This window comes from Porphyrobacter sp. AAP82, assembly GCF_000331285.1.
Lineage (GTDB): Bacteria > Pseudomonadota > Alphaproteobacteria > Sphingomonadales > Sphingomonadaceae > Erythrobacter.
Genome location: NZ_ANFX01000008.1, coordinates 152,647 through 165,732 on the forward strand (window position 1 = coordinate 152,647; position 13,086 = coordinate 165,732).

Here is a 13,086-nt window from a genome sequence, read left to right on the forward strand (position 1 = left end):
TACCGGAATGTCATAAACCGGTAACGCAAAGGGCGTTTGGGCAGGCACGCTTTCGATGACAGGGATCCGCACCACCATGACCACCGCGCGCGCTTTCGCCTTTGCCCTTCCCGCCCTCGCGCTCCTGCTCGGCGCCTGCGGGAGCGAGCCCGACAAGGCCGCCAATGACGCCGACAGCTTTGCCGCGCGCATCGGCAAGGGCGAGGCGACCCCGGGCGCGGGCGGCGTTCCGGTCGCGCAGGGCACCGTCGCGCCCACGGTCGCGCAGCCCGCGCCGGGGGCCGCACCCGGGGTCTATTCGCCCGGCACGCTGACCGATCCCAAGGCAAGCACCTGCGGCGCGCCGCTGGCCGGGCCGTTCATCGGCAAGCTCGCCGATCAGCCGACCCGCGCCGAGATCGCCAAGGTGCTCGGCCGGACCGACAATCTGCGCTTTGTCGCCTTCGGCTCCAACGCCAGCGTCAACCCCGACCCGACCAATCCGCGCCTGTCGATCATGCTCGATGCGCAGAACATCATCCGCGACGCGCGTTGCGGTTAAGCGGGCGGCTGAGCGGGCCCGGGTGGAAGAAGCGCCAATCCCGGCTTGCACTGGGCGCAATAATCGGCAAAGGCTCGCCCGATGACGGAACACGGACCTTCGCTGCTGCTTCGACTTATGCGCCCTTGGGCGTAGGCAGCCGCGCGTCAGACGCCAGCGGCACCGCTCCCAAGGGTAACCGCCGCTAGCGAGCTTCCTTCCTGTTCTGACGACGAGCTTTCCCCATGTCCATGCTGCGTGATCCTTCCGCCAAATACCGTCCCTTCGGCCAGATCAATCTGCCCGACCGCCAATGGCCCTCGAAGCTGATCGAGAAGGCCCCGCGCTGGCTTTCGACCGATCTGCGCGATGGCAACCAGTCGATCATCGACCCGATGGACGCGGTCAAGAAGCGCCGCTTCTTCGACCTCCTGGTCGAGGTCGGCCTCAAGGAGATCGAGGTCGGCTTCCCGAGCGCGGGCGCGACCGAGTTCGATTTCATCTCCGGCCTCGTGAAGTCGGGTGCCATCCCCGATGACGTGATCGTGCAGGTCCTCACGCAAAGCCGCGAGGATCTGATCCGCACCTCCTTCGCCAGCCTCGAAGGCGCGCGCGCGGCGATCGTCCACCTCTACAACGCGGTCAGCCCGGCATGGCGCGACATCGTGTTCCGCATGAGCAAGGACGAGGTCAAGGCGATTGCCGTCGCCGGCGCCAAGGTGATGCGGGATGAAGCCGCGCGCTATCCCGGCACGCACTGGCATTTCCAATATTCGCCCGAAACCTTCTCCACCGCCGAACTGGACTTCAGCATCGAGGTCTGCGCGGCGGTGATGGAAGTGCTTGCGCCCACGCCCGAACACCCGATCATCCTCAACCTGCCGGCCACGGTCGAAGCGGCGACCCCCAATATCTACGCCGACCAGATCGAATATTTCGGGCGCCACCTGCCGAACCGCGAAAGCGCTGTCCTGTCCTTGCACACCCACAACGACCGCGGCACCGGCGTCGCGGCGGCGGAACTGGGCCTGATGGCGGGCGCGGACCGCGTCGAGGGCTGCCTGTTCGGCAATGGCGAGCGCACCGGCAATTGCTGCCTCGTCACCATGGCGCTCAATCTCTACACCCAAGGGGTCAGCCCGGGCCTCGATTTTTCGGACATCGACCGGGTGATCGAGACCGTCATCTATTGCAACGACCTGCCCGTCCACCAGCGCCACCCCTATGGCGGGGAACTGGTCTACACCGCCTTTTCCGGCAGCCATCAGGACGCGATCAAGAAGGGCTTCGAAGCGCGCGAGACGCAGAACGACGAGGCCTGGCGCGTGCCTTATCTGCCGATCGACCCGGCCGATCTCGGACGCAGTTACGAGGCGGTGATCCGGGTCAATTCGCAGTCCGGCAAGGGCGGGTTTGCCTGGGTGCTGGAAAAGGACCAGGGGTTGAAGCTCCCCAAGAAGATGCAGGCCGATTTCTCCCGCCATGTGCAGGCCATGGCCGACGCGCTGGGCCGCGAGCTCAATGCCGGCGATATCTGGGACGCCTTCCGCCGCGCCTATCACGTCAAGATCCACCCCAAGCACTTCCAGCTGGTCCGCTACGAGGAAAGCCGCGCGGCTGACGGCACGCGGATCTTCGCGGGCACCATCGCGGTCGAAGGGGCCGAGCAGAGCGTGTCGGGCCGGGGCAACGGCCTCATCTCCTCGGTGATGGGAACCTTGCGCGAGGCCTTCGGCGTCGATCTCGAGGTGGTCGACTACACCGAACACGCGCTGGGCGCGGGGACCGACGCGCGCGCGGCGGCCTATCTCGAATGCCGCGCGAAGGATGGCCGCACCATCTGGGGCTGCGGGATCGACGAGGATATCGCCACCGCCAGCGTGCGCGCGGTGCTGAGCGCGGCCAACGCGGCCGTCACGCGCTAGCACACTTTCTCTCTGGAACAGGCCGCGCGTGGTGGTATCACACCGCCACGCGCGCCCGCTGCGCGCGTCCTTGGGGGAGGAAAAATTGCCATGCGCCAGATGTTTGCCACGCTCCTGCTGCTGGGCGCATCCTCGCTCGCAGCGCCGCTCGCCGCGCAGATCGCCACGCCCGAACGGCCGGTGACCGACCCCAAGACGCTCGAATCCCCGGTCAATCCCGAGGCCCGCGCGGTGCCGCTCGAAGATATCGGCAATTCGCGCGGCACCGGCGGGGTGACGTGGAGCGCTGACGGGACGCACGTGTTCCTCTCGGTCAACCTCACGGGCCGCTTCAACATCTGGCGCACCGACGCGGACGGCAGCTGGCCGCTGCAAATGACCCAGTCGGACGAAACCCAGGGCGGGCTTGCCGCTTCGCGCGATGGCAAGTGGCTCTATTTCCGGCAGGACAAGGGCGGCGATGAATATTACGACATCTACCGCGTCCCCACCAATGGCGGCGCGGTGGAGCAGGTCACCGCCACGCCCGATATCAGCGAAACCGCTCTGGTGCCGGGCGGTGCGGACGGGCTGATCGCGCTGTCGGTCAAGACCAGGAGCGAGGCGCAGGCCAACCTCGCCGTGCTCGCCCCCGACGGGACGGTGCGCGTGCTGACCGCCGAAGCCGATCCCGATTTCGCCTGGACCCCGCGGGTGTGGGCCGACGGCGGCAGGACGATCTACACCAACCGCGAGAAGATCGATTCCACCATGACCGAAATCTGGCGGGTCGACACAGGCTCGGGCAAGGCGACCAAGGTGCTCGGCAGCGAGGGCACGATCTTCTCGCTCGCCGACATCAGCCCAGACGGCACGTGGCTGGCGGTCACCACCGACATGGAGATCGGCCGCCCGCGCGCAGGCCTTTACGACCCCGCCGGCAAGACCTGGCGATGGCTCAAGCCGATCGTCTGGGACCAATCGGCGCTGCGCTTCACCCGCGACGGCAAGGCCCTGCTGGTCGAGAGCAGCGACGATTTGCGCAGCCGGCTGGTCAGGCATGATCTGGCGAGCGGGGCGGAAACCCCGCTCAAGCTGCCGAGCGGCATCAACTTCACCGCGGGCAGCGACCCGCGCTCGCCCGATGGCAGATCACTGCTGGTGGTCAACATGGCCGCCAACGTCACCGGCGAACTGAACCGCTACGATCTTGCCACCGACACCGTCACGCCGATCACCCGGCTCGCCCTCGCCAGCCTGCGGCCCGAAGCGCTCGCCGGCTCGCAGATGGTGACCTACACCAGCTTCGACGGAACGCGGATCAGCGCGCTGGTCACCATGCCCGCCAACCTCAAGCGCGACGGCAGCAACCCCGCGATCGTCATCCCGCACGGCGGCCCCACGGGCAAGACCGACGACTATTTCGACGATGTCGCCGCGGCTCTCGCAAGTCGGGGCTACATCATCATCGCCCCCAACTTCCGCGGCTCGACGGGCTACGGCAAGGATTTTCAGGCGGCCACTTACAACGATCTGGGCGGCGGCGACCTCAAGGACACCATCGCCGCCAAGCAGTTTCTCGTCGCCAGCGGCTATGTCGATCCGGGCCGCGTCGGCATCTTCGGCGGCTCCTACGGCGGGTTCATGACGCTGATGGCGATCGGCAAGGCGCCGGACGAATTCGCCGCCGGGGTGCAGTGGTTCGGCATCATCAACTGGCGCACCATGTACCGCGACATGGACGAGGTCTTGAAAGCCTATCTGCGCAGCCTGATGGGCACGCCCGAGGACAACCCCGAAGGCTATGACCGCGCCTCCCCCCTCACCTACATCGCCAACGCCAAGGCGCCGCTGCTCAGCCTCCAGGGCGAGAACGACATCCGCGTGCCGCGCGGCCAGGCGCAGGAGGTCGAGGACATCTTGAAGGCCAAGGGGCGCACGGTCGAGACGGTGTTCTACCCGCTCGAAGGCCACGGCTTCAGGAAGCGCGAGAACCAGCTCGATTCGCTCAGGCGCACGGTCGAATGGTTCGACCGCTACCTCAAGCCCGCCGCCAGATAGCCAGCCTCACAGCCCCTTCTTGCGCGCGCGCAACTTCGCGAGGCGCACCGCTGCGCTGTCAAGCCCCGGGGTGCCGGGCACGATGATCGGATCGAAGCTGTTGCCCGATGCGCTGCCGATCCCGGCGACCTGCTGGCCGGCGACAAAGGAGTTCTGCCAGGCGGCGAGGCGGTAGGCGCGTTCGGCCTTGTCCCAATCCTGCGCCACCCCGCGCCCCTCCTCGAAGCGGATACCCAGTTCGAGCAGCGCGGGCTTGTGGTCCATCCCCGCGAGCCTCGCGAGATGCGCAAGCGGGAGGTGATCGCACACGACATTCACCTGCGTGCCGTCCGCCTGCTTCCACGGACAGCCCCCGGCCAGCGCCGGGCCCGAAGCCAGCGCCCGATCGAGCCGCGCCTGTTCCTCGGCGGTCACCAGCGTGCGGGCGGAAATGCCCATATATTGCCGCACCGTGCACCCGCCAAGGCCCAGCGCCGTCGCTGCCACCAGCATCGCTTGCGCGATCCGCTTCATCCCCATCATCCCCCCTAATTCGGCAATGACGCCCTGCGCGCTTGCCGTTACACCTGCGCGGCCAGAGACAATCCGCAAGGCGCATTTCCGGAGGCTGAACAACCGCCCCGGTGCCTTGCGCAAAGGGAGAGACGCATGACCGAAGCCATCATCGAGCCCGATCTCAAGATCATCGATCCGCACCACCACCTGTGGGACCTGCGGCCGATGGTGCCGATGTTCCCGGAGCCGCATCACCCCTTCATCGCCGCGATCGCGCCCAACGCCTATTACACCTTCGACCAGCTCCGCGCGCACATGACCGGCGGGCACAACATCATCGCCACGGTCTTTATGGAATGCGGCGCCTTCTACAACGGCGCCTATGGCGATGCCCTGAAGGTGGTGGGCGAGGTCGAATTCGTGAACGGCATCGCGGCGCAATCGGCTTGCGGGCTTTATGGCCCGGCGCGCTACTGCGCGGGGATCGTGGGCCATGCGGACCTGTCGCGCGGGGCCGCTGCGGGCGCGGTGCTCGATGCGCTCGCCGCCGCCTCGCCGCGCTTTCGCGGCATCCGCCACGCCGCCGCGTGGGACAAGGACCCGGCCGTCCTTGGCGCGCCGTTCCATCACCCGCAAGGGCTCTACCGCGACACCACCTTCCGCGAGGGCTTTGCCCAGCTCGGCAAGCGCGGGCTCACCTTCGATGCCTGGCTGCTCGAACCGCAGCTGCCCGATGTGATCGACCTTGCGCGGGCCTTCCCCGATCAGCCGATCTGCCTCGACCATGTCGGAACGCCGCTCGGCATCGCCAGCTACAAGGGCACGCTTCACGAACGCTTCGACGAATGGCGCCGCAACATCAGGGAACTCGCCCGGTGCGAGAACGTGGTCGTGAAGCTCGGCGGGCTCGCCATGGCCTTTTGCGCCCTGCCCGAGGACGGGCCGGCCGCCGGCCACTCCTCCGAACACCTCGCCGCCTTGTGGCGCCCCTATATCGAGACCTGCATCGAGGCCTTCGGGCCCACCCGCGCGATGTTCGAGAGCAATTATCCGGTCGACTATTGGGGCGCGGACTATGCGGTGCTGTGGAACGCCTTCAAGCGCGTCGCCCGCAGCGCCAGCGCGGAGGAAAAGGCGGCGCTGTTCGCCGGCACGGCGGCGCGATTCTACCGGATCGAGGACGTGCTGGGCTGAGGCCCGCGCACCGCTTTCCTACAGCCGGGGCAACAGGCTATGACCGATGCCCGCGCGGGCGGTTCGGGCGGGTGCGCTGAAGGGATGAATCGCCGCGCCATGTGTGAACTTCGATTTTGCGCTCCAAGGCTCTGATAGAACGAACAAATATCTGTAGGATTGCAGATTTTGCAATGTGAACTTCGTGAACTTCGCCCCCGCCCCCGGCCCTGTGCAAAAGAGGCTTGGCACACCCGGAACCCGCGCTAGAGACACGGGTTGATCGCAAAAGCGTTTTGAGGAGAAACCGATGCCCCTTCCCGCCCCCTTCGATCGTCTGCGCCTGCCGCTGATCGGATCGCCGCTGTTCATCGTCTCCGGCCCCGAACTGGTGATCGCGCAGTGCAAGGCCGGGATCATCGGCAGCTTCCCGGCACTGAACGCGCGGCCCCAGTCGCAGCTCGACGAGTGGCTCCACCAGATCACCGAGGAACTGGCAGCGCACAACCGCGCCAACCCCGATCGCCCCGCCGCGCCCTTCGCGGTCAACCAGATCGTCCACAAGACCAACGACCGCGTCGATGCCGACATGGCCACTTGCGCAAAGTGGCAGGTGCCGATGGTCATCACCTCGCTGGGCGCGCGCGAGGATATCTACACCGCCGTGCGCAATTGGGGCGGCGTGACGATGCACGACGTCATCAACAACCGCTTCGCGCACAAGGCGATCGAAAAGGGCGCGACCGGGCTGATCCCGGTGGCGGCGGGTGCGGGCGGGCATGCCGGCGCGCTTTCGCCCTTCGCGCTGATGCAGGAAATCCGCGAGTGGTTTGATGGTCTCGTCGCGCTGTCGGGGGCGGTCGGGCACGGGGCGACGATCCTTGCAGCCCAGGCCCTGCGCGCCGATTTCGCCTATGCCGGCAGCGCCTTCATCGCCACGAAGGAAGCGAACGCCGACCAGGCTTACAAGAACGGCATCGTCGCAGGCTCGTCGGAAGGGATCGTCTATACCAACCTGTTCACCGGGGTGCACGGCAATTACCTGCGCTCCTCGATCGAGGCGGCGGGGATGGACCCCGACAACCTGCCCGAAAGCGATCCGAGCAAGATGAATTTCGGCAGCGGCGGCAACACCAAGGCCAAGGCGTGGAAGGACATCTGGGGATCGGGCCAGGGGATCGGAACGATCAAGGAGGTCGGCACGGTCGAGGATCTGGTCGCCCGCTTCGAGCGCGAATATCACGCGGCCAAGGCGCGGCTTGCGGCCAATTCGGGCTATGCCTCATGGGCAGCGCTGGCCGAGGCGGCGGAGTAGGGGTCCTGCGTTCCCCTTCGGGCCCAGCGCGAAGGGAAAGCGATGCCGAGGCGCCGCGCGGGCTTGATCGTGCGCCTTGCTGCCGGGGTGAGCAAGGCGCGCTCAATCCTCCGTCCACAGCATCCCGGCCATCGCGTCGAGCTCGGCGAAGTCGAAGCCGGTGCCGAGCGGGTCCTTGCGGCTCAGCACCAGGCGGCGGCGCTCGGCGAGGAGCTGGCGGCGCAGCGCGGCCTGGAGCAGGTGGAGCCGCATCAGCGCCTCGACCAGCGCGGCCTCCTCGTCGTGGAGGCGGACCTGCGCCCAGCGCGCCTTGATCCGGCCGACGCGGGCGATCATCACCTCGTTGTAGCGCGGGTGGGGTCCGCGGTGGAGCGGCATGCCGCTGCGCACCGAGGCGGCTTCGGTGGCGGGCAGCAGCAGCCCGTTGCGGCGGAAGTCGTCGAAGCCGACATTGACGCGGCCGACCTCGGCGAACATCCGGCCGAAGCAGCGCTGCGAGAGGAGCTGGCGGGGGAGCAGGTGGTGGCGCTGGAGGCCGGGGTTGTATTCAGGCGTGCCCCGCGCGTTGACCGAGCGGAAGGTGATGATCGTAAGGCTGTGTGTTTGATCCCAATTGCGCATGCCTACTCACGCCACACGCTGATGAGCGCACGGCTGCGAGAGGGGCGCAGCACGAGACGCGAACCGTCGGGGGCGATGATGCGGTCATCCCCGGCCAGCCCGCCGGCGAGCACGAGGTGGTTGACGAGACGGATGCCGAGCCGCGTCGCCGCGACGCGGTCGGCGCTGAGCGGGGGTTCGATGCGCAGCTCCTGCCCGATCCAGAAGGCAAGGCCGACACTTTCGAGCGCGGCATCGGGTGTCTCGGCAAAGGCGGTAAGGCCGAGCGCGGGGAACGGTCCGCCATCGAGCCAGGCGCTGGTCACGGATTCGAAGTATCGCTGTCCGATCGCCGTGGCCGCCGGCCCCCAGCCCACGGCGAGCACGTCCTCGAACTGGCGCACGATATCGCACCCCAGCGCCAAGAGCTCGCGCATCAGCGGCAGGCTGCCGGCCCCTTCGGCGAGATGCGGGCCGGGGCGCAGGACCATGGCTTCGAAGTCGTCACTCGAGGGAAGAACCGGAAGATCGAAGCGGTGCAGGAACACAGGAAAGGCGCTGGCAGGCCCCGGGGCAAGCCCGCTGAGATCGAAGGTCAGTCCGTCACGCAGCAGTTCGAGCCATTCAAGCTGGCCGGGCCACAAAGCGCCCTCGTGCCGGGCCCGCGGGTCGCCGCTGCTGGCCTGGTCCGCGGGCGCATGGGATGCGGCCGGGGGTACGCTGCCTTCACCTGGCGCCTCGCCCGGCGCCGGATCATGGCTGACGCTGACTGCGGGCAACCGGCCCGCAAATGCCCTGACCGCATGCCGGTCCGGCCGCTTGCCCTTGGCAAACAGCAGATGCAGCTCGGCGTGATGAGCGCGCTGCGACTGTGAAATCGTGCCGGCTCCCTCCTAAGTGGCAGGTAAGATGCCATTTCCCTGTCATCCATTTGGCGCGTTTGCCGAAACTCGTCGAGTCCCCAAACGGCACACCTGTCCCGTTTTGGATCAATCTCTAATAGAGGCCGAGCCGCAAGCCTTCCGCCAGAGCCGCGCCGGTTTCGCGGGCCTGCACGAGCGCCTGCGCAGGAAGCGATTTGGGTGCGGCGATCGCCTCGGGGGTCTGCGCTCCGAGATTGACGATCACCGCAAGCGCAACCCGTTTCAGCCGCCATCCGGTCGCGATCCGGTCGATCTGGCGCTGCGCCCCTTCCCCGTCCGATCCGGCCGCGATCAGCGTGGCATAGGGCCGCCCCTCGACCCGCCCGAGCAGCGGGTAGTAGGCAAGGTCGAAGGCCTCCTTCATCAGCCCGCTGATGCTGCCGAGGTTTTCCGGGCAGACGAAAAGAAAACCATCGGCGGCAAGGAGCATCGCGGGTTCGGCCTCGGCCGCGCCGACCAGCCACGCCGCGCTCCCCGCGCCATCGGCCGCCGCCCGGGCAAGCGCCTCGCTCGCGCCGGTGCGGCTATGCCACAGGATCAGCAGGCGAGGTTCCCGGTCCATCGCCGCCCAGGCTTCCGCGCGCGCCTGTCGATTGTCAACCGCGCCCATCTGCCCTTCGCCGGGGCATTGCGCTATCGGCAGGCCATGTCCACCCGCCCGCTTGCCTCCTCCTCCGGTATCGGCGCCACCGTGCTTGGCGTTGCCGCCTCGCTTTCGGGCAAGGCGTGGCGGTGGCGCGGGGGGAACATGGAGCTTGGCGAGGACGCGGCCGGCGGCATCGGCACCCTTGACCATACGATCCTCGATCAGCTGCTGCTGACCCGCGGCGTCGCCGAGGACGATCTCGCCCGCCACGCTGCGCCGACCTTGCGTGCTTTCCTGCCCGACCCTTCGACCTTCCGCGACATGGACACCGCCGCCGCGCGCCTCGCCGATGCGGTCACCGCGCAAGAGCGGGTGACGATCTACGGCGACTACGATGTCGACGGGGCGACCAGCGCCGCATTGCTGGTCGAACTGCTGCGCCAGCTCGGGCTTGCGGCGGACTACTACATCCCCGACCGCCTCCTCGAAGGCTATGGCCCCACCGGCGAAGCGCTGGTCAAGCTGGCGCAGAGCGGATCGCAGCTGATCGTCACCGTCGATTGCGGGGCGATGGCGCACGAGGCACTGGGCATGGCCCGCGATGCCGGTGTCGACGTGATCGTGGTCGACCACCACAAATGCGCCGCCGACCTGCCACCCGCGCATGCGCTGGTCAACCCCAACCGCCTCGACGAGAGCGACCTTGGCGCGGCGCATGGCCATCTGGCGGCGGTGGGCGTGGCCTTCCTGCTCGGCATCGCACTGGTCCGCACGCTGCGCGCGCGCGGCTGGTTCAAGGACCGGCGCGAGCCGGAACTGATTGGCCTCCTCGACCTCGTCGCCCTCGGCACAGTGGCGGACGTCGCAGCGCTCCACGGCCTCAACCGCGCCTTCGTTGCGCAAGGGCTGAAGGTCCTCGCCCGTCGGACACGGATCGGGATGGCAGCGCTGATGGACGCAAGCCGCCTCGCCCGCGCGCCGCAATGCAGCGATCTCGGCTTCGCGCTCGGCCCGCGCATCAATGCCGGCGGACGGATCGGCGAATCGACTTTGGGCGTGCGCCTGCTCACCACCACCGATCCCGAAGAAGCCCGCGCCATCGCCGCCCAGCTCTCGCAACTGAACGAGGAGCGCCGCGCGATCGAGGCACAAGTGCAGGAGGCGGCCGAGGCGCAGCTTGCCGGCCAGCACAACATGGCTGTGCAGGTCTTGAGCGGATATGGCTGGCACCCCGGCGTGATCGGCATCGTCGCCGGGCGCATCAAGGAGAAGACCGGCAAGCCTGCGGTCGTGATCGCGCTCGAGGCGGAACAGGGCAAGGGCTCGGGCCGTTCGATCAGCGGGGTGGACCTTGGCGCCGCCATCATCGCCGCGCGCGAGGCCGGGTTGCTGGTCGCGGGCGGCGGCCACGCGATGGCGGCGGGCCTCACCATCGAACCGGCCCGCCTCGCCCAATTCGCCGCCTTCCTCGATGAACGTCTTGCCCGCGATGTCGAGCGCGCGCGCGCCGGGGCCGCCATGCTGCTCGACCTTGCGCTCGCGCCGGGCGGACTGACGCCTGTGCTGGTGGAGACGCTCGAGGCGGCCGGGCCCTATGGCGTCGGCTGGCCGGCGCCGCGCATCGCGGTGGGTCCGGTCAGGATCGTCAAGGCGGAAATCGTCGGCAAGGATCACCTGCGCCTCATCGCCAGCGGCAATGATGGCAAGAGCTTCAAGGCGATCGCTTTCCGTGCGGCGGAGACCGAGATGGGCCAGACCCTGCTCCACCGCCACCAGGGGCGCCGCTTCCACCTCGCCGGCCGCGCCAAGATCGACGACTGGGGCAATCGCCCGGCGGCCGAATTGCAGCTCGATGATGCCGCTTTCGCCGATTGAGCGGCCTGCGCGATTTTTTGCGCAAACGAGGCTTGACCGCCCCGAAACGCCCCCCTAAAGGCGCGCTCTCGCAATCGCGACGGCCCCTTCGTCTAGCGGTTAGGACGCGGCCCTTTCACGGCTGAAACACGGGTTCGATTCCCGTAGGGGTCACCACCTCTTGTCTGAGGATGGAACAGGGCGGCAGGCTTCAAGCCTTGCCGCCTTTTTCGTCCTTGCGCGCCCTTCCCTCGCCCGCCGCCAGCCTGTAAGGCCCTTGCCCATGGGCAGCGGCCAGAACATCCCCATCGCCGGCATCCTTCTCGCCGCGGTGACCTTCGTGGCGGTGCTGCTGCTAGGCATCGACATCGTCATTGCGGTGGCGGTGCTGACGGTGTGGGTCGGATCGCTGCTGGTCGCCGCGGGCCGCCCGCCCGAGCCTGCCAAACCCAAGGCGCGCCCCCGGCTCACGATCGAATCGATCAACGATCTGGTCGAGCACTCCTCGATCCCCCTGCTCATCACCGATCGCAACACCATCGCGCTGGCCAACCGGGCGGCCCGCAAGATGCTCGGGCCGCATGTGGTGGGCCAGGACGCGCGCGTCGCCCTGCGCCAGCCCGAGGCGATCAGCCTGCTCGCAGAGAACCGCCAGGGCGAGGCGATCGTGCGCGGGCTCGTGCGGCGCGGGGACATCTGGCAGATCAGCCGCCGGACCATCGATGACCGCCTCGCGATGCTCGAATTCATCAACCAGACCGCCGAGGCCGACATCAGCCGCGCGCATACCGATTTCGTGGCCAATGCCAGCCATGAGCTGCGCACGCCGCTCGCCGCGATCCTCGGCTATGTCGAGACCTTGCAGGAAGGTGACGGGTCGATAGAAACGCCGGTCGCCAGGAAGTTCCTCGGCATCATCGAGCGCGAGGCCAAGCGGATGCAGGCGCTGGTCGGCGATCTGATGAGCCTCAGCCGGGTCGAGGCGGAAAAGCACGAACTGCCGACCGAACGCATCGATCTTGCCTCGCTGGTCGAACGCGCCGCGCGCGATGCGGCCGGGCCCCACCGCGCCGACCGGCTCGATATCGCGCTTGCCGCCGAACCGGTGGTGCTGGGCGATCTCCAGCAGCTTGAGCAGGTGGTGCGCAACCTCGTCGACAATGCGCTCAAGTACGGGGCGGCGGACCGGCCGGTGCATGTGGTGCTCGACCTTGCGCAAGGGGACCTTGCGCGCATCGCGGTCGCCGACGAGGGCGAGGGCATCGCGCCCGAGCAGATTCCGCACCTCACCCGCCGCTTCTACCGCACCGATCCGGGCCGCAGCCGCGCCTCGGGCGGCACCGGCCTCGGCCTGGCGATCGTCAAGCACATTGTCGAGCGCCACCGCGGCCGGCTCGACATCACCAGCGAGCTCGGCAAGGGCACGCGTGTGGTGGTGCGGCTGCCGCTTGCCGAACCCGATCCGCCCGAAGACATACCTCTGCCCGAGGGTGAAGCCGAGGGCGCGCTCGCCGGGCAAACCCAACAAGTGTCATAGACGTGTCTTATTTCTTCAACATGGCGCGGCCATGGCGTAGGGGCCGGATCGCGCGGGGGGACCGGGCACACACTTCCCGGCCGGATTGACCAAAGCACGCTCCCAGCAGGAAACACAG

General features: G+C 68.0%; 11 protein-coding genes and 1 tRNA gene. 8 read left to right on the forward strand and 4 right to left on the reverse strand.

The window, feature by feature from the left end; translation table 11 throughout:
- The first annotated feature begins 55 nt into the window (after window positions 1–55).
- The 3 genes from D620_RS0101625 to D620_RS0101635 all read left to right on the forward strand — a co-directional run bounded on the left by D620_RS0101625 (window position 56) and on the right by D620_RS0101635 (window position 4,485).
- Entirely contained in the window at window positions 56–541 is a 486-nt protein-coding gene (locus D620_RS0101625) for a hypothetical protein (protein WP_017664038.1), read from the forward strand.
- A 224-nt stretch (window positions 542–765) separates the two neighbouring features.
- Window positions 766–2,445, forward strand: coding sequence for a 2-isopropylmalate synthase (gene leuA, locus D620_RS0101630; RefSeq protein WP_017664039.1), 1,680 nt, complete (start codon window positions 766–768; stop codon window positions 2,443–2,445).
- A 90-nt stretch (window positions 2,446–2,535) separates the two neighbouring features.
- Window positions 2,536–4,485, forward strand: coding sequence for an alpha/beta hydrolase family protein (locus D620_RS0101635; RefSeq protein ID WP_017664040.1), 1,950 nt, complete (start codon window positions 2,536–2,538; stop codon window positions 4,483–4,485).
- A gap of 6 nt (window positions 4,486–4,491) precedes the next feature.
- On the opposite strand, the gene D620_RS0101640 is transcribed toward D620_RS0101635, so the two are convergent.
- Window positions 4,492–5,007, reverse strand: coding sequence for an SEL1-like repeat protein (locus D620_RS0101640; RefSeq protein WP_017664041.1), 516 nt, complete (start codon window positions 5,005–5,007; stop codon window positions 4,492–4,494).
- A 126-nt stretch (window positions 5,008–5,133) separates the two neighbouring features.
- Between D620_RS0101640 and D620_RS0101645 the strand changes: the two genes are divergently transcribed.
- Together D620_RS0101645 and D620_RS0101650 are read left to right on the forward strand one after the other, a co-directional pair.
- On the forward strand, window positions 5,134–6,174 hold the full coding sequence (locus D620_RS0101645; protein WP_017664042.1) for an amidohydrolase family protein: 1,041 nt from the start codon (window positions 5,134–5,136) through the stop codon (window positions 6,172–6,174).
- A 289-nt stretch (window positions 6,175–6,463) separates the two neighbouring features.
- Complete coding sequence (locus D620_RS0101650; protein ID WP_017664043.1) at window positions 6,464–7,468, forward strand: NAD(P)H-dependent flavin oxidoreductase; 1,005 nt, start codon at window positions 6,464–6,466, stop codon at window positions 7,466–7,468.
- A gap of 102 nt (window positions 7,469–7,570) precedes the next feature.
- On the opposite strand, the gene D620_RS14420 is transcribed toward D620_RS0101650, so the two are convergent.
- The 3 genes from D620_RS14420 to D620_RS0101670 all read right to left on the reverse strand — a co-directional run bounded on the left by D620_RS14420 (window position 7,571) and on the right by D620_RS0101670 (window position 9,553).
- A complete protein-coding gene (locus D620_RS14420; RefSeq protein ID WP_017664044.1) occupies window positions 7,571–8,089 on the reverse strand; it encodes an AHH domain-containing protein in 519 nt (172 codons plus the stop codon).
- Between the two features lie 2 nt (window positions 8,090–8,091).
- A complete protein-coding gene (locus D620_RS16170; protein ID WP_155799929.1) occupies window positions 8,092–8,847 on the reverse strand; it encodes a hypothetical protein in 756 nt (251 codons plus the stop codon).
- 217 nt (window positions 8,848–9,064) lie between these two features.
- On the reverse strand, window positions 9,065–9,553 hold the full coding sequence (locus D620_RS0101670; protein WP_026091874.1) for a flavodoxin family protein: 489 nt from the start codon (window positions 9,551–9,553) through the stop codon (window positions 9,065–9,067).
- 84 nt (window positions 9,554–9,637) lie between these two features.
- Here D620_RS0101670 and recJ point away from each other — a divergent pair, with 84 nt between their 5' ends.
- From recJ to D620_RS14430, 3 genes are all read left to right on the forward strand, one after another.
- Window positions 9,638–11,452, forward strand: coding sequence for a single-stranded-DNA-specific exonuclease RecJ (gene recJ, locus D620_RS0101675; RefSeq protein ID WP_017664048.1), 1,815 nt, complete (start codon window positions 9,638–9,640; stop codon window positions 11,450–11,452).
- An 81-nt stretch (window positions 11,453–11,533) separates the two neighbouring features.
- Window positions 11,534–11,608, forward strand: a tRNA-Glu gene (locus D620_RS0101680).
- 106 nt (window positions 11,609–11,714) lie between these two features.
- Window positions 11,715–12,968 (forward strand): sensor histidine kinase, encoded by a 1,254-nt coding sequence (locus tag D620_RS14430; protein ID WP_017664049.1) that lies wholly within the window; start codon window positions 11,715–11,717, stop codon window positions 12,966–12,968.
- The last annotated feature ends 118 nt before the right edge of the window (window positions 12,969–13,086 follow it).

Bases quoted from the DNA above. Each gene is read 5' to 3' on its own strand.
- leuA (WP_017664039.1), top strand. From the start codon at position 766: ATGTCCATGCTGCGTGATCCTTCCGCCAAATACCGTCCCTTCGGCCAG.
- D620_RS0101635 (WP_017664040.1), top strand. From the start codon at position 2,536: ATGCGCCAGATGTTTGCCACGCTCCTGCTGCTGGGCGCATCCTCGCTC.
- D620_RS0101645 (WP_017664042.1), top strand. From the start codon at position 5,134: ATGACCGAAGCCATCATCGAGCCCGATCTCAAGATCATCGATCCGCAC.
- D620_RS0101650 (WP_017664043.1), top strand. From the start codon at position 6,464: ATGCCCCTTCCCGCCCCCTTCGATCGTCTGCGCCTGCCGCTGATCGGA.
- D620_RS14420 (WP_017664044.1), bottom strand. From the start codon at position 8,089: ATGCGCAATTGGGATCAAACACACAGCCTTACGATCATCACCTTCCGC.
- D620_RS0101640 (WP_017664041.1), bottom strand. From the start codon at position 5,007: ATGATGGGGATGAAGCGGATCGCGCAAGCGATGCTGGTGGCAGCGACG.
- D620_RS0101625 (WP_017664038.1), top strand. From the start codon at position 56: ATGACAGGGATCCGCACCACCATGACCACCGCGCGCGCTTTCGCCTTT.
- recJ (WP_017664048.1), top strand. From the start codon at position 9,638: ATGTCCACCCGCCCGCTTGCCTCCTCCTCCGGTATCGGCGCCACCGTG.
- D620_RS0101670 (WP_026091874.1), bottom strand. From the start codon at position 9,553: ATGGACCGGGAACCTCGCCTGCTGATCCTGTGGCATAGCCGCACCGGC.
- D620_RS14430 (WP_017664049.1), top strand. From the start codon at position 11,715: ATGGGCAGCGGCCAGAACATCCCCATCGCCGGCATCCTTCTCGCCGCG.